General features: G+C 42.1%; 22 protein-coding genes. 8 read left to right on the top strand and 14 right to left on the bottom strand.

Going from position 1 to position 19,901, the window contains the following annotated elements; genetic code table 11:
* The first annotated feature begins 34 nt into the window (after positions 1–34).
* Complete coding sequence (locus M3N64_RS09065) at positions 35–904, top strand: LysR family transcriptional regulator (protein WP_249101420.1); 870 nt, start codon at positions 35–37, stop codon at positions 902–904.
* A gap of 129 nt (positions 905–1,033) precedes the next feature.
* The gene (locus M3N64_RS09070) at positions 1,034–1,357 is read left to right on the top strand and encodes a DsrE family protein (RefSeq protein WP_010023843.1); all 324 of its coding nucleotides are present in this window, start codon (positions 1,034–1,036) and stop codon (positions 1,355–1,357) included.
* Positions 1,358–1,520: 163 nt separating this feature from the next.
* Here the strand turns inward: M3N64_RS09070 and M3N64_RS09075 are convergent, their stop codons facing one another.
* Positions 1,521–2,537, bottom strand: coding sequence for a YeiH family protein (locus M3N64_RS09075; protein ID WP_240698474.1), 1,017 nt, complete (start codon positions 2,535–2,537; stop codon positions 1,521–1,523).
* Between the two features lie 149 nt (positions 2,538–2,686).
* Between M3N64_RS09075 and M3N64_RS09080 the strand changes: the two genes are divergently transcribed.
* Positions 2,687–3,562 (top strand): LysR family transcriptional regulator, encoded by an 876-nt coding sequence (locus tag M3N64_RS09080; RefSeq protein ID WP_249101423.1) that lies wholly within the window; start codon positions 2,687–2,689, stop codon positions 3,560–3,562.
* 231 nt (positions 3,563–3,793) lie between these two features.
* On the opposite strand, the gene M3N64_RS09085 is transcribed toward M3N64_RS09080, so the two are convergent.
* The 5 genes from M3N64_RS09085 to M3N64_RS09105 all read right to left on the bottom strand — a co-directional run bounded on the left by M3N64_RS09085 (position 3,794) and on the right by M3N64_RS09105 (position 9,180).
* A complete protein-coding gene (locus M3N64_RS09085) occupies positions 3,794–5,440 on the bottom strand; it encodes an FAD-dependent oxidoreductase (RefSeq protein WP_249101426.1) in 1,647 nt (548 codons plus the stop codon).
* Positions 5,441–5,453: 13 nt separating this feature from the next.
* Positions 5,454–5,756 carry a rhodanese-like domain-containing protein gene (locus tag M3N64_RS09090; RefSeq protein WP_010027573.1) on the bottom strand — a complete coding sequence of 101 codons (303 nt, stop codon included), beginning with the start codon at positions 5,754–5,756 and terminating at the stop codon, positions 5,454–5,456.
* Positions 5,757–5,844: 88 nt separating this feature from the next.
* Positions 5,845–6,165 carry a rhodanese-like domain-containing protein gene (locus M3N64_RS09095; RefSeq protein WP_141306170.1) on the bottom strand — a complete coding sequence of 107 codons (321 nt, stop codon included), beginning with the start codon at positions 6,163–6,165 and terminating at the stop codon, positions 5,845–5,847.
* A 44-nt stretch (positions 6,166–6,209) separates the two neighbouring features.
* On the bottom strand, positions 6,210–6,473 hold the full coding sequence (locus tag M3N64_RS09100) for a metal-sensitive transcriptional regulator (protein WP_141306171.1): 264 nt from the start codon (positions 6,471–6,473) through the stop codon (positions 6,210–6,212).
* Positions 6,474–6,711: 238 nt separating this feature from the next.
* A complete protein-coding gene (locus M3N64_RS09105) occupies positions 6,712–9,180 on the bottom strand; it encodes an FAD-dependent oxidoreductase (RefSeq protein WP_249101429.1) in 2,469 nt (822 codons plus the stop codon).
* Positions 9,181–9,578: 398 nt separating this feature from the next.
* Here M3N64_RS09105 and M3N64_RS09110 point away from each other — a divergent pair, with 398 nt between their 5' ends.
* The 5 genes from M3N64_RS09110 (at position 9,579) to M3N64_RS09130 (ending at position 13,010) form a co-directional block, all read left to right on the top strand.
* Positions 9,579–9,935 (top strand): ArsR/SmtB family transcription factor, encoded by a 357-nt coding sequence (locus M3N64_RS09110; RefSeq protein ID WP_010023833.1) that lies wholly within the window; start codon positions 9,579–9,581, stop codon positions 9,933–9,935.
* Positions 9,936–10,000: 65 nt separating this feature from the next.
* Positions 10,001–10,234: a thioredoxin family protein gene (locus M3N64_RS09115; protein ID WP_010023834.1), complete on the top strand. Its 234-nt coding sequence runs from the start codon at positions 10,001–10,003 to the stop codon at positions 10,232–10,234.
* Between the two features lie 21 nt (positions 10,235–10,255).
* On the top strand, positions 10,256–10,621 hold the full coding sequence (locus M3N64_RS09120; protein ID WP_010023836.1) for a carboxymuconolactone decarboxylase family protein: 366 nt from the start codon (positions 10,256–10,258) through the stop codon (positions 10,619–10,621).
* 186 nt (positions 10,622–10,807) lie between these two features.
* Positions 10,808–11,977 (top strand): MFS transporter, encoded by a 1,170-nt coding sequence (locus M3N64_RS09125; protein WP_010023837.1) that lies wholly within the window; start codon positions 10,808–10,810, stop codon positions 11,975–11,977.
* A 64-nt stretch (positions 11,978–12,041) separates the two neighbouring features.
* On the top strand, positions 12,042–13,010 hold the full coding sequence (locus tag M3N64_RS09130) for a permease (RefSeq protein WP_130031233.1): 969 nt from the start codon (positions 12,042–12,044) through the stop codon (positions 13,008–13,010).
* Positions 13,011–14,067: 1,057 nt separating this feature from the next.
* Here M3N64_RS09130 and M3N64_RS09140 read toward each other — a convergent pair.
* From M3N64_RS09140 to M3N64_RS09175, 8 genes are all read right to left on the bottom strand, one after another.
* On the bottom strand, positions 14,068–14,301 hold the full coding sequence (locus M3N64_RS09140; RefSeq protein ID WP_047034754.1) for a glutaredoxin family protein: 234 nt from the start codon (positions 14,299–14,301) through the stop codon (positions 14,068–14,070).
* Between the two features lie 272 nt (positions 14,302–14,573).
* Positions 14,574–15,293, bottom strand: a complete 720-nt coding sequence (locus M3N64_RS09145) for a sulfocyanin-like copper-binding protein (RefSeq protein WP_237760104.1) — start codon at positions 15,291–15,293, stop codon at positions 14,574–14,576.
* Between the two features lie 65 nt (positions 15,294–15,358).
* Positions 15,359–16,720, bottom strand: coding sequence for a sensor histidine kinase (locus M3N64_RS09150; RefSeq protein ID WP_010025312.1), 1,362 nt, complete (start codon positions 16,718–16,720; stop codon positions 15,359–15,361).
* The gene (locus M3N64_RS09155) at positions 16,717–17,403 is read right to left on the bottom strand and encodes a response regulator transcription factor (protein ID WP_249101432.1); all 687 of its coding nucleotides are present in this window, start codon (positions 17,401–17,403) and stop codon (positions 16,717–16,719) included. The genes M3N64_RS09150 and M3N64_RS09155 overlap by 4 nt, the downstream gene beginning before the upstream one ends.
* Before the next feature lie 66 nt (positions 17,404–17,469).
* On the bottom strand, positions 17,470–17,718 hold the full coding sequence (locus tag M3N64_RS09160; RefSeq protein ID WP_249101435.1) for an SHOCT domain-containing protein: 249 nt from the start codon (positions 17,716–17,718) through the stop codon (positions 17,470–17,472).
* 38 nt (positions 17,719–17,756) lie between these two features.
* The gene (locus M3N64_RS09165; protein WP_010025307.1) at positions 17,757–17,936 is read right to left on the bottom strand and encodes an SHOCT domain-containing protein; all 180 of its coding nucleotides are present in this window, start codon (positions 17,934–17,936) and stop codon (positions 17,757–17,759) included.
* A 979-nt stretch (positions 17,937–18,915) separates the two neighbouring features.
* A complete protein-coding gene (locus tag M3N64_RS09170) occupies positions 18,916–19,287 on the bottom strand; it encodes a DJ-1/PfpI family protein (protein WP_130031230.1) in 372 nt (123 codons plus the stop codon).
* Positions 19,288–19,301: 14 nt separating this feature from the next.
* Positions 19,302–19,706, bottom strand: coding sequence for a hypothetical protein (locus M3N64_RS09175; protein ID WP_010025403.1), 405 nt, complete (start codon positions 19,704–19,706; stop codon positions 19,302–19,304).
* Between the last annotated feature and the right edge of the window lie 195 nt (positions 19,707–19,901).

Consider the following 19,901-nt stretch of genomic DNA (forward strand, 5'->3'; position numbering starts at 1 on the left):
AATGTCATAAGTAATTTATTATGGAGGAAGAAAATTGACATTCAGACATCTTCAAATATTCATCACAGTGTGTGATAAATTGAACATGACAGCTGCTGCCGAATCCCTTTTTTTATCTCAACCTGCAGTCAGTCAGGCCATCTCTGAACTTGAAAAACATTTCGGCGTTCGTCTTTTTGAGAGGCTGTCCAAAAAGCTCCATCTTACAAAAGCTGGAAATAGCCTTTTATACTATGCTCGTTACATTATCCAAATGAATAGCCAGGCAGAGAAAGAAATGCGTTTAATAAACAAGAGAAATTTTATACGAATTGGCGCAAGCGTCACAATTGGTGCCTATATACTTCCGAAACTTATTCTAAAATTTAAAGAATTGAATTCTGAGAACACGGTTGAAGTTATTGAGGATAATACTGCAAAGATTGAAGAACTCATCTTGCGAGACCAGTTGGATTTAGCTCTCGTGGAGGGAGAGACGACTTCACCGAACCTCATCAGAAAATCTTTTATGGAAGACGAACTAGTCCTTATTTGCGGCGCTAGCCACCGTTTTGCTGCTATGACCTCAGTGAATCCGCATGAACTTGAAACGGAACCTTTCATCGTCCGTGAGAAAGAAAGCGGAACACGTAAAAAATTTGAAGAGGTTATGGCAGAAAAGGAACTGTCCTGGCACGCTTCCTGGACATGCAATAACGTCGATTCCATCAAAATGGCTGTTGCTGCAGGTCTTGGTGTTTCCGTTATTTCAAAGTTTGCCGTAATAAATGAAGTTTGTAGCGGCCAATTATGTAATAAGGAAATTGATGGACTTCATTTCAACCGTCACTATAAAATGATTTATCACAAGGATAAATACTTGTCCCCGGCAATGCAAAGGTTTATCAAGCTTTGCGACGCTTAAAATTAGTACACCAAGCAAAATGTCATATGTCACATCGATGATCTATGATAAATTGACATACTTTTCTTGTTATCAAAGACTGTTGCATAGTACTAAAAAGAAAGACAAGGTGGAAGGAGGGACGGGAACTTGTATCATGTCATTTTCCATATCGATGAAGAAGAGAAGTGGCCTCTGCTGCTTGGAAATGTTGAAAATCTTCTGGCGGGTATGACCGCTGAAGTCGAAGTACTGGCTAATGGAGCGGCTGTCGTTGGCTATAAGTCTGAAGCATTCATCAATCAGATGAACAGTTTGAAGAGTCAGGGCGTTCAGTTTGTTGCCTGCCGGAATGCCTTGAATGCGCGTCATTTACTGAAAGAAGATCTATTTGCATTTGTATCTGTTGTTCCGGCAGGGGTTGTCGAATTAGTGGAAAAACAAAGCAGTGGTTACGCATACATTAAGCCCTAAAATGAAATAAATTCTCCTTAGACACTCGTTAAGCCGCTGTACAATTTGTACCGTTCAAGAAAAATTTGAAAAAGTAATTTTGTAAACAAAACAGCACTGAGCCCCATAACCGGAGGAGACTCAGCGCTGCTTTTTTATCCATTCAGCTGCAAATGTCTGGGTATTACCGGTATATCGTGAAAAATGTACTCACTGAAAGAAGAACAGAAGTAATAGCCATTGCTAGAAATGGCTTTAATGCTTTTGTTCGCAGGTCCTTCAGACTTACATTCAGTCCCAAACCAATCATGGCCATCGTCAAAATAAAAGAAGTGAAGGAAGAGATTCCATTCATCATACTTGCCGGAATAGTAAACGCATGACCCAGAACGTAACTTCCAAATAAGCTCATAATAATGAAACCGATGAGAAACCAGGGAAATTCAATTTTCGCTTCCGAACCAGATTTCGTTTTTTCCTTATGTTTCATCCAGTACACGAGAATAAAACTGAGTGGGACCAGCAGGAAAACCCGGCCCAGTTTGGCCAATAAAGCCATAGCCAGAGCATTTGGACCCGCAGGTGCACCAGCCAGAGCAACATGGGCAATCTCGTGCAGGCTGACTCCTGACCATATCCCGTATTGTAAAGCTGTCAGAGGAATAAAGGGTCTGATAATTGTATACGCGATGGAAAAAACGGTTCCAACCAGTGCGATAATCCCTGCACCGATTGCGGTGTCTTCGTCTTTCGCTTTCAAGATCGAGGATGTCGCTGCAATCGCCGCGGCACCACAGACGCCCGTTCCAATTCCCAGTAACAAAACTAAAGTCGAATCCTCTGCCTTGAGTAATCTTGCAATCAGAATCGTAAAAACTATTGCAAAAACAATTGTTCCGACGTCTCTGATCAGCAGCCATCCTCCCTGATGCAGAATCACATCAATATTCAGTTTTAATCCATAAAGAATAATTGCGAATCGTAACAGCCTTTTTGCAGAAAATTGGATGCCTGAGCGGATTTTTTCCGGATATCCCCAGATCTGCCGATAAATAATTGCGATAATAATCGCGCAGGCAAGCTGTCCCACATGATCAAATCCTGGAACTTTAGATAATCCATAGCCTATTAGAGCGATAATGAACGTGAAGCCGATCCCCCCGAGCCAACGTCCTGTCAAACGAACTTCTTTGTCTGCCACTTGATAATCTCCTTTTTGCAATGTTATGCTCCCAATAATAAAAGTGTTTTAATGATAAGTAAAATAAATTATAATTATCGTTATAATAACTTTTTACGAATGATCATTGCTTTCATCAGAAGCTTAAATTAATTAGAAGGTGGATTAATGTGGATCAAGCACTATATGTTTTTATTACCGTTGCTGAACAGCAAAATTTCACTCGGGCTGCTGAAATGCTTCATATGACTCAGCCCGCTGTAAGCAATCATATTCATTCACTGGAACGATCGTTGAATATAAAGTTGTTAGAGAGAACCAATAAATATGTTCGGTTGAACAAAGCGGGAGAAATCGTATACCATCATGCCAAAGATATTCTGAATCTTCATACTCGAATGGAGAATCTTCTGGATGATCTAAAAAATACCGTAAGTGGTACCCTGTCTATTGGTGCCAGTTATACCTATGGTGAATATGTACTCCCTTATAAAATCTCAACTCTGCTTCGATCCTATCCTTTACTGAATCCGAGTATTACCATAAGGAATACAAACGAGATTATTGACCTCATGATGCATCACCAAATCGATGTAGGGATAATAGAGGGAGAAAGTACCAATGAGCGCTTGAAGATTACTCCCTTTGCACAAGATCAACTGTCGGTGATTGCTGCATCGGATCATCCTTTATTTTCCAAAAAGAAAATAAGTCTTCTAGACTTGCACCAAGAGAGATGGCTGGTACGAGAGATGGGGTCAGGAACACGAGAAATGCAGCAAAAATGCTTCAAGCAATTGGATTTCTATCCTAAAAACGTGATGACCCTTGGAAGTACTCAAGTGATAAAGGAATCGATTGAAGCTGGTCTGGGCATTTCTCTGCTCTCACATTTGACGATCAAAAAAGAATTAGCGCTTGGAAGATTAAAGTTAGTCAATATAAAGGGATTCCCAATGATCAGGCATTTTTCACTTGTTACGCCGAATAGCAAATTTCAGACAAAAGCCGCTGAAGTTTTTGTTGACTTATTAATCAACGAATAAAAGAAGGAAATTGAGAGGTATGGCTTCTCGCGTGCAATTTTTGATAGGGGCAAAGGTCACTATGAATGATAAGGAGGACACCTCTGTAGTACCACAGGTGTCCTCCTATTCTTTAGCATAACTGATCCTCTTGACAGTAGATAAATCTCTACCGCCTGTTACATCAGTGCAGAAGGCTAAGCTTTTTCTGCCCCGATTCAATCGAACTGATCATTAACCTTTTGTATTGGGTTACTTTACTTTTTCTGGAAAAGCGCTACTGTACAGTTTATAGCCTCCATCCAGATTCTTAACCGAATAGCCCTTCTGAGCAAGAATACGCGCCGCAAGATAGCCGCGAAGCCCCACCCGACATGACACAATCAGGTCGCGATCTTTTGAAATCTCACTTAACCGTTCGCGAAGATTGTCTAAAGGAATATTTACAGCCCCCTGGATGGCGCCGTTACCATATTCCTGTTCCGTCCGAACATCAATAAGCAGCGCTCCTTGTTTTACCAACTGATCGACTTCGTTCCACTGAACATTCTGCACCTTTCCATCCAGCAAATTTTCTGAAGCATAGCCGATCAAATTAATCGGTGCTTTTGCCGAATTAAATGGCGGCGCGTAGGCTAGTTCCAGTTCGGTCAGATCATTGACCGTCATTTGTCCATGAATCGCTGTGGCTAGTACATCGATGGTCTTATCGATTCCCTTCTCACCAACCGCCTGTGCACCTAGAACCTTTCCAGATTCAGGATCAAAAAGCAGCTTGAGTGTCATCTGCAAACTGCCTGGATAATAGGTTGCATGATCCGGCGGGCTCGTGTGCAGCGCTTGGTAGGGGATATTGTTTCGCTGTAATAATTTCTCACTCAATCCAGTTACGGCTGCAGACAAATCAAATGCTTTCACTATTGATGTACCCAGAGTTCCCTTGTAACTACGTTTCATCCCGCTAAGAATATCAGCAACCATGCGCCCCTGGCGATTGGCCGGAGAGGCGAGTGGAATGACCGCTGCTTTCCCACTGACTGTCTGAGCAACTTCTATTGCGTCACCAATCGCATAGATATTGGGGTCACTGGTCTGCAGTTGATCATTAACCGATATGCTGCGACGCATACCGAGTGCTAAGCCTGCTTGCTCAGCTAAGAATGATTCTGGAACAACACCGACCGATAAGAGTGTCAGATCCATCTGCTTACGCGTACCGTCATTGAGAACAAGAACCGCACCTTTTTCTTCAAATCCAGTGACAGTTTTTCCTTTGAGCACCTCAATGTCGTGCTTTTTCAGTTCAGCTTCTATCATAATCGCCATTTCCGGATCAAGCGGAGGAAGGACTTGATGCTCTCGTTCAACGATCGTCACTTTAAGTCCGCGTTCTGCCAGATTCTCGGCCATTTCAATGCCGATAAAGCCGGCACCAACGATCACCGCACGATCCGCTTTATGCTGCTGAAGATACTGAACAATACGTTCAGCATCCGGAACATCACGCAGCGTGAACAAATTGTCCGCTTGGTCGACTCCTTCAATTGGCGGACGCATCGGGTGCGCTCCTGTCGAGAGAATCAGCACGTCATAGGTCTCATCATAAGACTTTCCATGATGATCAATAATTACCTTCTTATGTTCTCGATCAATACAGGTTACTTCGCTTTCGGGCCGCACATCCAGACGAAAACGCTGATACAGCTTTTCTGCCGTCTGCACAAGCAGCTTCGACCGTTCTTTAATCACTCCCCCAATATAATAAGGAAGCCCGCAATTGGCAAAAGAAACATAAGGACCACGTTCAAAGACAATAATTTCCGCCTCTTCATTCAATCGACGTAGACGTGTGGCTGCCGACATACCGCCCGCAACCCCTCCAACAATGACGTATTTCATTGAACTTCCCTCCTTAAAATTCGATAGGTCCGTGCCAGTTCATCATCCCGCCTGTCATATTTTTGACCTTAAATCCATTTGCGGATAAGATGGCAGAAGCCACACCGCTTCTGCTTCCAGAATGACAAACAATAATATGCTCTTGATTTTTGTTGATTTCATCGAGTCGGTTCTGGATTCCATTAACCGAAATATTCTTGGCACCAGGAATGTGCCCTTCGGCAAATTCAAAAGGTTCGCGAACATCAATAATACTTACAGGCGCATGATTGCGTATTAGTAGTTCGACTTCTTCGGGTGTCCACTCTTCATACATGCTGTTATCCTCCCTGGACAAAATTTTTATTTTTTCAAAACCCGCGCGCTTATATACCCATATGGGTATATTTTTCTCCATAAAAAAGTTAGAACCAGTGATTCATTCCACCGCGAACATTGGTTACTTTCTCATAACCTGCTTTTTTTAAAACCTTACACGCAACCGAGCTTCTCATACCGCTTTGACAAATGACAACCACTTCTTTTTCTTTCGGAATCTTATTAAGATGATTGCTCAGGGTCTGCAACGGAATATTGACAAAACCCGGAATTGAATGACCATTGAACTCTGCTTTTGTACGTACGTCAAGAAAATATTTACCCTTTTTACTCGGCAGATAGACTTCCTTCAACTCAGAAGTGCTTATCTTTTTGATTTTTGGTTTGCAAAAGAATATGCATCTCATGATTAAATTCCTCCTTAGCCGTTGGATTCACTTCTCTTTATTCCTTAACGGCTTTTCACCAGCATTTGAATCGCTTCGTTTATGATTGCTTCAGACGAACCTTCGCTGTCTTCAATCTGTTGCCGCAAACAGGCTTCAAGATTTTTGCCAATAACCAGGCCCAGTGCACGATCCAGTGCTGACCGTGCGGCCGTCATCTGGGTGACTACGCTGCGACAGTCTTCTCCTTGTTCCATCATGTGAATAATTCCACGGATTTGTCCATCAATCCGTTTCAATCGATTGGTCATTTGTGATGTATACTCCATAAGCTGCCTCCTTTATACCCCTACCCGTATATTACTCATTCTATTTTTAAAGTCAAGTGAACGACATCAGCACTGAAACACCCGAAGTCCCAGGAACATTAGCTCCTTTTTTTGGAAGAAGTGCCCCTGAAAAACAACACTCCTGCAAAAGAGTATCTTAAGCCATAGAAGGGTGTCTTCACCGTCAATAGACTAATGAGACGCCCTTTTCGCTGGCTTATACAACGATTTGATCTGATTATATAAATAGATTCACATTTGATTTTGCTGCTTCGCCTAAATAACTGGCCACGCCGCCAAATTCAACACCATCGATGATTTCTTCACGTGCAACGCCCATGAGATCCATACTCATTGTACAGGCCACCATTTTCACGCCAAGCTGTTTTGCACGCTCAATCATAACTGCAAGGCTGTCAACATTCTTGTCAGCCATGACCTTTTTAATCATTTTCGGGCCAATGCCGGCCATATTCATTCGTGACAGCGGCAGATGATTCGCATTCTTCGGCAACATCATACTGAACAGTTTGTCAGTTCCCGACTTGTTGATCTTCGTATTGGCATGTCGCTTAATAATATTTAGCCCCCAGAAAGTGAAGAAAAGCGTGACCGGCTTACCCATTGCGGCCGCACCAGTCGCAATAATAAACGTTGCAATTGCTTTATCCAAATCGCCGTCAAAAACCACCATTGTTGTTGCACCGCCAGATTCTGGGGCTGTATGCACCGCATGAGCAGCATCGTCGCGACTAGCCATGGCCCCCTTCACCACCGTCGCAACGACCTTATTGCCGACAATGTCGTTCGTCAGTAATTGATTACCTGTCGCATTTGCCCAGGCAACAATATCCTTGTGAAAGCCAAAATCAGAGGCCTGCACTTGCATGATATCTCCCTTATTCATCTTCTCCATGGATTGCTTAACCTTGAGAATAGGTCCAGGACATTGCAGTCCGCAGGCATCTACTTCAATTTTCGTACATTGAGGCGCTTGCTTTGCCATGGTTGAAGACAGCTCACTTTGAGCTGCAGGATGAGCTTGTGCATTCATTTGGCCCGTCTCATATTTGGCTTGTTCATAAGTTTTCAAACCGCCGTCAAGATTATATACATCAAAACCATTCAGTGCCAAAATTCGCGCCGCATTATAACCGCGAAGCCCTACAGAGCAATACACATAAATCGGCTGATCCTTGGGAAGCTCCGCAAGCCGGCCTCGCAATTCACCTCGCGGTATGTGATGACTGCCAGGAAGTTTTCCGGTAGCCAGTTCGAAGGATTCGCGTACATCCAAGAAGTACGCCTGTTTCTCAATCAGCGCATCGACCTCATCCCATTCAATCGTCTTTACTAATCCCTGACGCTGATCCGCCGCGATATAACCAGCATAGTTTACCGGATCTTTCGCCGAGGCATACGGCGGCGCATAGGCAACTTCGACCAATTGAAGATCCTCAATCGATCCGTTTAAACGCATCACTGCCGAAATGATGTCAATGCGTTTGTCCGCACCTTCCGTACCAATCGCTTGCGCACCGAGAATTTTCCCTTGTTCATCATAGATCACCTTCAATTCAATCGGTGCTGCACCGGGATAATAGCCAGCGTGGGAATTGGGATGTAAATGAGCCACCCGATAGGAAATACCGGCCTGTTTCAAAAAACGCTCATTTTTCCCCGTGGTTGCCACCGTGAGCGCAAAAACTTTCGCCACAGCTGTTCCCAGCACAGGGGGATTCTTTGCATCCAGTCCGTTTAGATAATCTGCAAGAAACCTCCCTTGACGATTGGCCGGTCCGGCAAGCGGGATTAATGTCTGAGTGCCGGTGATGAAATCTTTTACTTCGATCACATCGCCAATCGCAAATATATCCGGAACATTCGTTTCGAAATGCCCGTTAACAACGATGGCGCCTTTTATGCCCGTCTTTACGCCTGCTTTTTGCGCCAATGTACTGTCGGGCAGTACACCGATCGCCATCACGGTTAGTTCGGTGTCTATTTCTTTGCCGCTGCTGAGCACTACCGCATGTCCGTTCCCTGAAAAACGTGCAATCCCATCATTTAAAATGAGCTGCACACCATGAAGTTCAATTTGTTCATGAACGAATTGCGCCATTTCAAAATCGAGCGGTGCCATTACTTGCGGACTCGCTTCGACCAGTGTGACCTCCAGCCCAAGATCGACAAGATTTTCAGTCATTTCCAGACCAATAAATCCGCCACCGATCACTGTAACTTTTCGCACATTATGGGCATCGATATAATTCTTTATACGCTCAACATCCGGTATATTCCGTACGGAGAAAACATTATCCGCCTGATCAAGTCCCGGGATCTTAGGAATTATCGGTTTTCCGCCAGTGGAAAGAATTAAACGGTCGTAATGATCCGTTGCCGTTTCCCCGTTCAACACATTTTTTACTGTAATGATGTGCTTTTCCGGATCTATATCTACTACTTCTGTGTTGTTGTGAACTTCAATATTGAATTCCTTGACCATGTTCTCAACCGATTCAACAAGCAGCGCGTCTTTTTCACGGATCGTACCACCGACATAATAAGGCAGACCGCAATTAGCAAAAGAAATGTAAGCGCCCTTTTCATACATGACAATGTCATTTTCTTCACTTAATCGCCTGAGCCGTGTCGCCACACTTGCACCGCCGGCGACACCGCCGACAATAATGATTCGCTTTTTCACAATGGGTCCTCCTGCTTCACGTATTCATGGCAACACTTTCGCCAATGTTCAATCACATTATACCCTATAGGGTATGCAGATTACAACCCTTTCAGCCATCAAAAAAGATGAGAAGCTTTTTACCATTCTCCCTTGGTCAATTATCGATTTTTTGTTAACTGACAATAAAGTCGTTTACTAAGAGCTGTGCCAAGCCGCATTCATCTGTTGGAAAACATATCTAAATTAAAATTGTATAAGCAATAGATTATATATTGCAAGGCGTGGACCTTTATTTTTACGTCACTTTTGCAATTGCCCGTTTATCTTCTGCAATTGATACACTTCATGACATCAGCATCAGTTGACATAACTATACAACTAGTTTTATAATTTTGTTTAGCAAAGGAGGTTATTTAATGGTCACAGAACAGAGAGCGTGGAATATTCGAACTGATGAAGAGATCAAGCAATTCATCGCTCGTTCAAAAGAGAAACTTACTTTTCTAAGAAACAATGAATCGCTTGAAAAGAAAGCTGAACTGTTCAAGTCACTTGGGGATGCGACACGATTAAAGATTGTCGGCATGTTACTGATCAGTGATCTATGCATGTGTGAGATCGTTTCAGGGCTTCAATTGCCTCAATCAACGATTAGCCATCATTTAAAAATTCTTGAACGCGGTGGAGTAATCCATTCTAGAAAAGATGGGAAGTTCACTGTTTACACATTAAGCACACCGTTGAATTGTCTATCAACAACACCTCACGAGTAAATCCCTTGCGGATGGTTTTATCTTGTCTGGCATCTATAATTTTTATTATTAAGGAGCGATTTCAAATGATCATTAAAATTTTGGGGACCGGCTGTAAACGATGCAAAGCACTTGAGCAAAATGTTCGTGAAGCCATTTCATCGGCTCAGGTCAATGCCACTGTTGAAAAGGTTGAAGACATTCCTTCAATTGTACGTTACGGAGTCATGAGTACACCTGCACTAACCATTGATGAGAAGGTCGTATCAGCGGGGAAAGTTCTATCCGTTGATGAGGTTGTCGGGTTATTAAAAAAATAATTTTTGATTGAGGGAAAAATGATGAATATTCATGACCTACTAGAACAAATGAAAAAACAATCCGGAAGCACTCCACTTCCCATGAAATTATTGAGTCAGTTGGATGAAAGCGCAGTATTTGAACATGTCAACAACAAAAAGTGGCTGTATAGCAAAACCGCTGTTCCAAACAAATATAAGCTTCTAATGAGCATAGCCGCCGCTGCAGCATTAGGACAAGAAACCTGCATTATTTCATATGTCAAAAGCGCGCTGATCCAAGGAATAAGCAAAGATGAGATTGTAGAGGCCTTGCTTACTGCCAGATTTGTAAAGGGTACGACGGTTATTTCAGCTTCACTGGAAGCGATGAAGTTGCTAGTTAATCAAACAGAGAAATTAACCTAACCCTATTGTTTTTATCTAAATGCCGATGGTGAGAAGAAGGGGTCAAATGGCATTTCCATCTTTTTACGAAAAAACGCCACCCTTCTTTTTCTTATTGTTATTTTTGGCAATAAAACGCCGACTATTTTCACGCATTAACTAGCTAAAGCTATGGATTAAAAATCAAATTTACAAGAAGATGATACTTTGGATAAGAAAAAAATACTGTTGATACTTGGCCTTGCGGGTTTTGTCACAATGGCGGACAATTGGGTGGTTTCACCTATCCTTCCGTCTATAGCACAGAACCTAAATGTGGATGTTACATCTGCTTCAGTGATAATTTCAGCATACATGCTGCCATTTGGATTGTTTCAGCTGTTGTATGGATATCTTGCAGAGCGATTCGGGAAGAAACAGGTTATCACATTTTCAATATCAATGTTTACAATAGCGACTACCTTATGTGCATTTTCTGTTGCACTGCCAGATTTAACAGCATACAGAGCGTTAACAGGAATGTTTGCAGCAGCGGTGATGCCAGTTTCATTGGCACTTATAGGTGATTTGTTCCCAATAGAAGAAAGACAATCAGCAATAGGAACATTTATGGGGATATCTTTTCTAGGACAGGGGCTGAGTATGGCGATCAGGGGCTCTATTGCATATTTTTTAAATTGGAGAGGTGTATTTGGAGTTTACGCAATTTTGGCCGTTGTTTCTTCCATCCTACTGTTTACCATCGGTAAAAAGATACCTTCAACAAAAAACAAGGAAAGCAAGGCGATAATGCCTTATATAAACGTACTCAAAAATCCATCAAGTGTAATTATCTATACATTAGTCATATTTGAAGGTATCTTCTTAATTGGTTCCTTTTCATTCCTGGGAGGCTTCATTAAGCAGACTTTTGAATTAAATAATTTTGCGATAGGAATAGTTATGACTGCGTTTGGCTTAATGGCATTACTTGCAGGCAGGAAGTCGGGAGTAATAGCAAGAAAAATAGGCCGCAAGAAAACTGCAGCTGTTGGTATTAGCTTTGCCTCTTTAGCGGATTTGTTGTTCATCGTATTGGGAAATTCCCTGCCAATTGTTGTGATCGCAATTGGGCTGATGGGTTTGGGTTTCATGCTAGCTCATTCATCCTTCCTGACTGTGGCTACAGAATTTGCAGCAAAAGCAAGAAGCGTTGCCACATCCCTCGTCGCCTTCTGCTTTATGGGTGGTGGTGGGATAGGTACTGCTCTTGGAGCGAAAATTGTTGCTGCATCAAACTTTAGAGCGCTGTTTATCATCTATGGTTTTGGGCTTCTGTTGGTGACGTTCAGCGTTCTACTTGTCAAGAATAGCTTTAACCCAAGCTCAGAATCATAAAAATAGAATAACCATGACTGAAATAATTATGTTCCGCTGACCATTTTAAAGAGGAAGTGACTTTATGTTCACGCCAATACAGATCTTTGCCGACTGGCTTGTCTATAATATTTTTGGAATTGCTCAGGATAGCAAACTTGGAAGTGCTTTGAATTTTTTCGTGTTTGATAGTATAAAGATCTTTATATTGCTCTTAATAATCATTTATGCAATAACTTTTCTAAGAAGTTTCTTTCCCCCTGAAAAAACAAGAAAGATCCTTGCCAAAAACAAAGGGAACATTTTTATCGGTCATATCCTAGCGGCACTTCTTGGCATCGTGACACCGTTTTGCTCATGCTCAGCCGTCCCCCTTTTCATCGGTTTCGTAGAAGCAGGGATACCGCTCGGAGTCACTTTTTCCTATTTAATTGCGGCTCCCATGGTAAATGAGGTGGCATTAGGGCTTCTATACGGATTATTCGGTTGGAAAATCGCGCTTATTTATATCGCTTCCGGTGAAATGATTGCTATAGTCGGCGGCATTATTTTAGGAAAGATGAAACTTGAAAAATACGTCGAAGGCTATGTCTATAAAATGAATGTCAAAGCTGATCAAGACATTCCAGATCCATCAATGAAAGAGAAATTATTGGATTCTTGGGTTTTCACATGGGATCTAATAAAGAAGATTTGGATCTATGTCATCATCGGCATTGCTATAGGTGGCGTGATGCATGGCTGGATTCCGGCCGGAGCACTAGCAGAATATGCCGGTAAGGACAATCCCTTTGCAGTACTTATTGCTGTTTTAATCGGCATTCCATTATATTCAAATGCAGCAGGAGTTATTCCACTGGTCAGTGAGCTTACAAGAGCAGGAGTCGCAACAGGAACGGCATTATCATTTATGATGGCTGTAACCGCATTGAGCTTGCCGGAAATGATTCTTTTGAGGAGAGTACTGAAACCGAAGCTGCTTGCAATATTTATTACTATTGTCGGCCTTGGGATTGTATTTACAGGTTATTTGTTTAATTTTATTATTGCATAATTTTGTAAACTGCAAATAAATTTTCTATCATCTATTTTCCGCCAGATCCCATACTGGATTTGGTGGAATTATTATTGTTTTTACAAAAAAATACTCTTCCAGTGTCACAGGTGACTACTCATGAAAGAGTTATATAAACGCATATATAACTTTCTGGGTTTGACCGTTGGTATGATTGAGTAAAAATGTCCTTCTGAATCTCAACCTACAATGTCCACTCTTTAATAAATTTTGAAGCATCTTTAGCCTATATGACGATTTTAATAAAACCATCCGTCTTCACGACATGTTTGTTAGTTCTATTAATCAATGAATCCCCTACAAACAGGCCGCTAATAATGATCAAGACACATCCAAAACGTATTAGCGATAGCTATGTTTTTCTTTAAGAAAGAGAATGACAACAGCATATAGAACATACCCCAACTCATATTCAGTTCAAGAACAGTCAGTACGGATACAGAGAGTGCAATACCCTTAATCTGGCAACCAACTTTTCTACTGCAGGGCTGATCTTGGACATAATTAACCCTACAATCAATTTTAGATATATTTTGATTTCCACAGGATGAAAAAAATCTTAATATTCATGATTCAGTAGAATATTTTAAACGGCATTTCCTGCTATATCTTCTTGGATGCTAAATGGATTTCTGTGAAAGCAATGCCTAAAGCCATCCCAATATAAAAAATTGGTCCGTAGAAATCTAAAAAAGCAGACAATTGTCGGCAATTCTTACATATTATGGTTTGATCGCTTGAATAACTGATGAAACAATGTACTTTTCAATCTCTATCCCCGGAGACCTGTTTTCCAAAACACTAATTGATAATGCACATGAGAAGCGACTGGAATACGAAGTATCGAGATCATTCTTAATTTCTAAAGGCAATTCAGTCGTCAAAATAATATCAGAAAGACGCCCTCCGGGGGTTTATCAGAAGAAAGATTGACGACACAATTTGAAATGATCACGTATGGTCTGATCAGCGACCGGCAAATGTTCAATTTCTCCTAAGATGCAACATTTTTCAGCCTGTTGCCGGTCAGGCAAGATTATGCATGAACAAAACCCATGATCCGATCAGGATCATATCCGAGTACCCACTGACCATTCACATTTGTTTGCGGTACACCCATTTGTCCGGTTGTTTCCACAAGACGTTGACCGGCAGCAGGATCTTGCTGCACATTGATTTCTTTAAATGGCAGTCCTTGCTTTTTCAGAAAATTCTTCACCATATGGCAATAAGGACAAGTATTGGTCGTGTACACAGTTACTTCATTCATCATTCATAGCTCCCTTATAAAGTTTTTCACAATCTTAGTATTTGGATTTCTTATCTCGGCGAGCCGAGAACTCAGTTTTTTTAACTGTTCGTTCCGACTACACTTGCAGTATATACCTATACGGGTATTATGGAAACTGTTTTGCTCACCATTTTTTCAATCAGCCCTCATTCAGCTTTCATGACATTACTTAAAGTATGACAAAAGCAAACCGCGTGATCTGTTTGATCCTGCGATTTGCTCACTCTAGTTTAATCTAATGGGTTACTTTGCTATTTAATCAAAAGTTTACCGTACATGCCCTTTTGTGCATGGCCGGGATACTGGCAGATATAATAGAACGTACCTGGCTGAATTGCCTTAAATGTGGTCGTGGCCATTGCGAAATGGCCGCCTGAGGTTTTGGGCAATGCACGTAGGATACTTCCCGGATAGATACCTCCGTCCATCATTGACATATAGTCATAGGGCGGTGCGGCATCGGTGATTTCAAAGGCGTGCGGCATGTCTGCGTCTTCGTTTACAAACGCTACCGTGACATCAGCACCTTTTGTCACGACCAGCTTCGGATTGACCAGGCCGTCAATGACAAATTTGCCATCGGTCTTCTCGGGACCGCCCGCAATGACAAGCGTCACACTATTGCCTGAATAGGTAATGGTATTCGTTTTTTTGTCAACATGCGCATTCTTCTGTGCAGCAGCAATATCCTTCTGAACGGCAGATTCGGTGACACTGGCTTGGCCACTGTAACTATCTCTCGCCCCGTTCATCATGCCGTAACCGCCACCCATCATACCATAACCATATCGGTCGTAACTCGCTGCATCTGGATTGACATTATCGTCACTGCGATCTGTTTGTGCTGCTTCAGCTTGGGTCCGTGTTTTATTTTGTATGGATACAGCAGAGACTGTTTGAATAGCACCAAAGATGATTAATCCTATTGCAAAGATGCCGACGACGGATAACGCAGCCATCGTTATTCTCATTTTCACGATCCATGCCTCCTTATAAGAATCTGCGAGAGGATTGTTTATCGCATTGGTATACTGCTTTAAATCGTCATCGGGATTCTAATGATAAAATTGCTTCCTTTACCAGGCGCTGATGCGACACGAATCGTTCCCCCGATTTGCTCCAGATTCTGCTTCACAACATACAGTCCCAACCCTTCTCCGGGAACCGTCTGGGCGTTACTTCCCTTGTAATAGGCTTCAAATAAATGCTGCTGTTCTTTGGGCGATATACCTGCACCAGTATCCCTGATCTCGATAGTGAGCATCTTCTCATCCGCCTGGAAGAAAACCTCCACTTTACTGCCCGGTTGGGTGAATTTGTAAGCGTTGGTCAGGATGTTGTAAATACTCTGGCTCAGTTTATACAAATCGGTCTTAATCATTATTTTCTCGTGACTCATCAAGGAAAGTGCGACTTGCTTCTGATCGAATTGAAGCTTAAGCCCGGCAATAATTCGTCGCAGTAAATGGCTGAATTCGAATGCTTCGACGCGGAGCGGGGATGCTTTTCTTTCGGTATCCAGCAGACCGCTCATATTGGAAATGATTGAGGAAATGTTCTCGATCTGCATTTCACAGGTTTTGATTTCCTCTGGTGTCAGATCAATGACCCCGTCCTGAAACCCTTCCAGATGTGTCTTCAATATTGTGAGCGGCGTCCGCGTCTGATGAACCATTTCATCAAGTAGACGCTTACGCCCTTTTTGTTTCAGCTTTAACCGTGATTTCAATTCCTTCAGGCTTTGCTGGATAATCCGGACCTCCCGGATTTTTGAGAGCGGAATATCCACCTGATTTCCCAAATCGATATTCAGCGCCATAGATGAGGTATTTCTTAAGTCTCTGCTCAATCTTCGGCTCACGAAGAGCCCGATTATTATCAGTAAAGCCAGCACGATAACGAAAGAGAGCAGGCTGGTGCGAATCAGCGCGGAACGAAACATCATGGAAGTCAGAGAATCACCGATGGAACTGTAGTGCGTCACGTTTACCGTGCCGATCGAAATGCCGGATTCCTTGAGTTCCGTCCGGTCGACCTCCTGGGAAAATGTTCCCGGCGCCCTGTGCCGCATCATACCGCTCATCATATTGTTCATGCTGCTAATGTCATTACTAACATTCGCAATGACCGAGCCATCCGCTTTATAGAGCGTGATTCGGGTAACCGGATCGTTCAAATATGACGCAAGCTGCGCCTCAATCTGCCGGGTAGTCATGTTATTTTGAGAAAGTGCTATTTTTGAAAAACTCTTGATCTGTGACAGGCTTTTATTATATTCACTGGTCGTGTAGGTCTGAAAATAGCGGTTGATGAGCGAACTGAAGATCAGCGTATTGACAACGATCGCAAGAACGGCCGTTAGGGTCAGCATGATCAGCCACTGCCGCCGTATGGTCATTGTTTCACATCCCCGAAAATGTAACCCGCACCATATTTTGTGATGAGCATCTTTGGATGCCTGGGGTCTTCCTCGATTTTCTGACGAATACGCTTGATATAACTGTCAATGTTGCGGTCATATCCCTCGTAATTGTTTCCATATGCCAGTTCAATGAGCTGCTCTCGGGTCAGCACCTGACCTTGATGCCGAAACATAACAAGAAGCAGTGCGTACTCGGCAGAAGTGACCGGAATCTCTTCCTCTCCCTGATAGAGCTTCATGCTGCCGGTATGCAAGTGCAGCGCTTTACAATGATAAACCATTTCATCGGTTTCATGGTAAACCCACTTGATGATCACCCGAACACGTTTCATTAGCTCCTTAAGGCTGAATGGTTTGACGACATAATCATCTGCGCCCGTGTCAAACCCGTGAAGTCTGTCAATTTCCTCCTGCTTTGCTGTAAGCATAATGACCGGAACGTCGGAAACCTTTCGGATTTCCCGCAGCACCTCAAATCCGTCAATTCCAGGCATCATAATATCTAATAGAATGAGGTGAATGGTCTGGCTGCCAAAGATCTCAAGTGCTTCGAAGCCATCTTTCGCAAGAGAAGGAATGTAGCCTTCTTTCTCAAGGTATTTGGCTACGACATCCCGTATTTCCTTTTGATCTTCCACAATCATCACATGATAGTCCATTCCACTCAACTCGTCCCCATTTGAAAATTATGCTGTTTTGCCTGCTTCATCAAATACGTCCGCTGTTTATTTGCCCAGTACCTTCTTCATCTTTAAGTACTCCTCTTCGCTTATTTCTCCCCTTGCGTAACGAAGTTTCAAGAGTTCGAGTGAACCATCATCCTTCTTTTTAGGTGAGGCCATTCTGAACAGAATCACGGCGGCAATGATGACCGCAGCCAGCAGCAATACACCCGTACCCATCATCATCCAGGGCCAAAAAAATCCGTCTCCATAGCCAAAACATCCACCAAAACCATTATATCCTCTGAACATCATACAAGTCCTCCTTAACTGTCATTTAATTTTTTCGCTTAAGACCTGATTGTTTTCAGCATCCGGTTGTAGGTATCTTCGTCAATCTCCCCTGAGACAAAACGCTGTTTCAGGATCTCTTCCGCATTTGACGTTTTATCCCGGCTGAGCCCGTTTCTGCTTGTCTGACGAAAAAGGTAGTAGCCACCAAACACTAGTAGAATAATTATAAGAAGCATCAATAGAAAGGCCTCCTTTGGATTGTTTCTATAATCATTATTACCGAAAAATGTGGCACAATTATGATTAAGTTCATTAAATTTCAATTTAAAACATGGTATAAAGTACTTGAGAGTGCAACTTAAAAAGCAAAACTTATTTTCCCGGTGATCCCTTGTATCTTTAAACACTATCTGGGTGACATTACGTAAAGAGCGACTCATTATTTTTCGATCATACTTATGTTGAAGTTGTTGGCCTGATCCTGAGCTTTAAGCCCTTGGTGACCATGGAATTCACCTCCCATCAAGATCCATTGTAGCACATATGTTCGCCTTAATGATGACTAAATGGCATTATTATGCAGTTACCGGGTTGCCCGTGGCGCGGATTCATCCCGGCCATGAATAGCCAGGTTTTCTCCGCTGGCAACCTTTATAAATGGATAATATGGTTAAAATGGAATGGTGCACCTTTTAGGGACTCGTTGGCTTTTTTGATCACACCAGAGAAATCAATCATCTGAATATTATGACATAAGGGAATCAGTATGTTTATGCAACGCTAGTATTTTTATTAATATAAAAATACTGTTTTTCACGTTAATTAGCTGAGTCATTAAGTCATATCAAATCCCTTTTTTGTGTGAATTTAGTCACAAATTTGTGTTTTATCAGAATACCGACTTTACGGGTAATACTGCAGGTCAAGTCCCCACATTTGTGTCCCGTGCTGGTCGAGTCCCCAAGTTTGTGTCGCAAAAAATTATGAAAAAAAAACGACACAAACTTGGGGATTTTGTAGATATTAAAGCTTTTTTTAGTCCCCATCTTCATGTCGCCAGACACTAAGCGAAAAATAGTCAAACAAGCTGGATTTCCCTAGGGAATATCCGGCTTGTTTTGTGCAAACGCTATGGAGGATCAACTTTTAAACCGAAGAGGAGGCATATATTTTCTACCGCTTCTTTTTAGATGAATTTATTTTCTTTCTTAATATTTACTTTCCTTGAAGATGTTCAAACACTCTGGACAGTTCCATTGGTAAATCGCCAGGCTTACGTGCTGTAATAAATTGACCGTCCTCTACCATAGGTTCATTTACATAGACACCGCCAGCCTCAGTTATTTCATTAGCAACTTCGTGCCAAAATGTCATATTGCGTCCTTTTACAAGCCCAGCCGACGCAAGTAATTGTGGACCGTGACAGACAGCACCAATAAGATTTCCGCTCTTTGCAAATTCCTGTACAAAATGAATAGCTTCTGGAATTTGTCTGAGTGCACCAGGTGCCAATCCTCCAGGAATATAAAGAAGTTTGTAATCCTCTGGATTGCATTCATTAAGTCTTTTTGTAACCTGTAGTTCCATCCCACGGTAAGCCTTCAATACTCCACCTGCTTGAAAATAAGTTCTTTTCTCCGTTGAAGTTCTTGCTTTAAGCTTTCTTCCTTTATTCGCTTGCAATTTTCACACTGACAATTTGGAGCATCCTGATGTCCACATTTTGGGCAATATGATATGCTTTCGCCTTGGTTATAGCCATGCAGTGAGGTCCAATCTTGTACCATCTTTGTACGGCAGTAAAAACAATGAGTGTCCGTCAATTTTTTTGGAAAAGTGAATATGAGCCTGGATGTGGGAACCTTCACCTTGTAATCTTTTATTAATCTAGTTACCTTCTCACCAGCATAGTACTTGTTAATTAATTCAACTATTTCAGCTTTTGTTAAATGACTGATCTTATCATTGACATGAGAAAAATCCAGTTCGTTTTCAGTGATTTTCATTTTGAGTTCATCATTCCTAATTAATTTCTATTCACTTTTTTACATTTTCTTACTGTTTGTTTTCGGCAATTAGAAAATGCATGTTTTGGCAATTTAATTAATTTTATAATTCTCATTTGGTGAGTATCATAAATGGCTTGACATGGAGCCTCTGCGGATACAGTTTTACCGCAAAAGCGGCAGGCACATTGGTTT

Origin of the sequence: Sporolactobacillus mangiferae (assembly GCF_023336505.1) — a bacterium.
GTDB lineage: Bacteria > Bacillota > Bacilli > Bacillales > Sporolactobacillaceae > Sporolactobacillus > Sporolactobacillus mangiferae.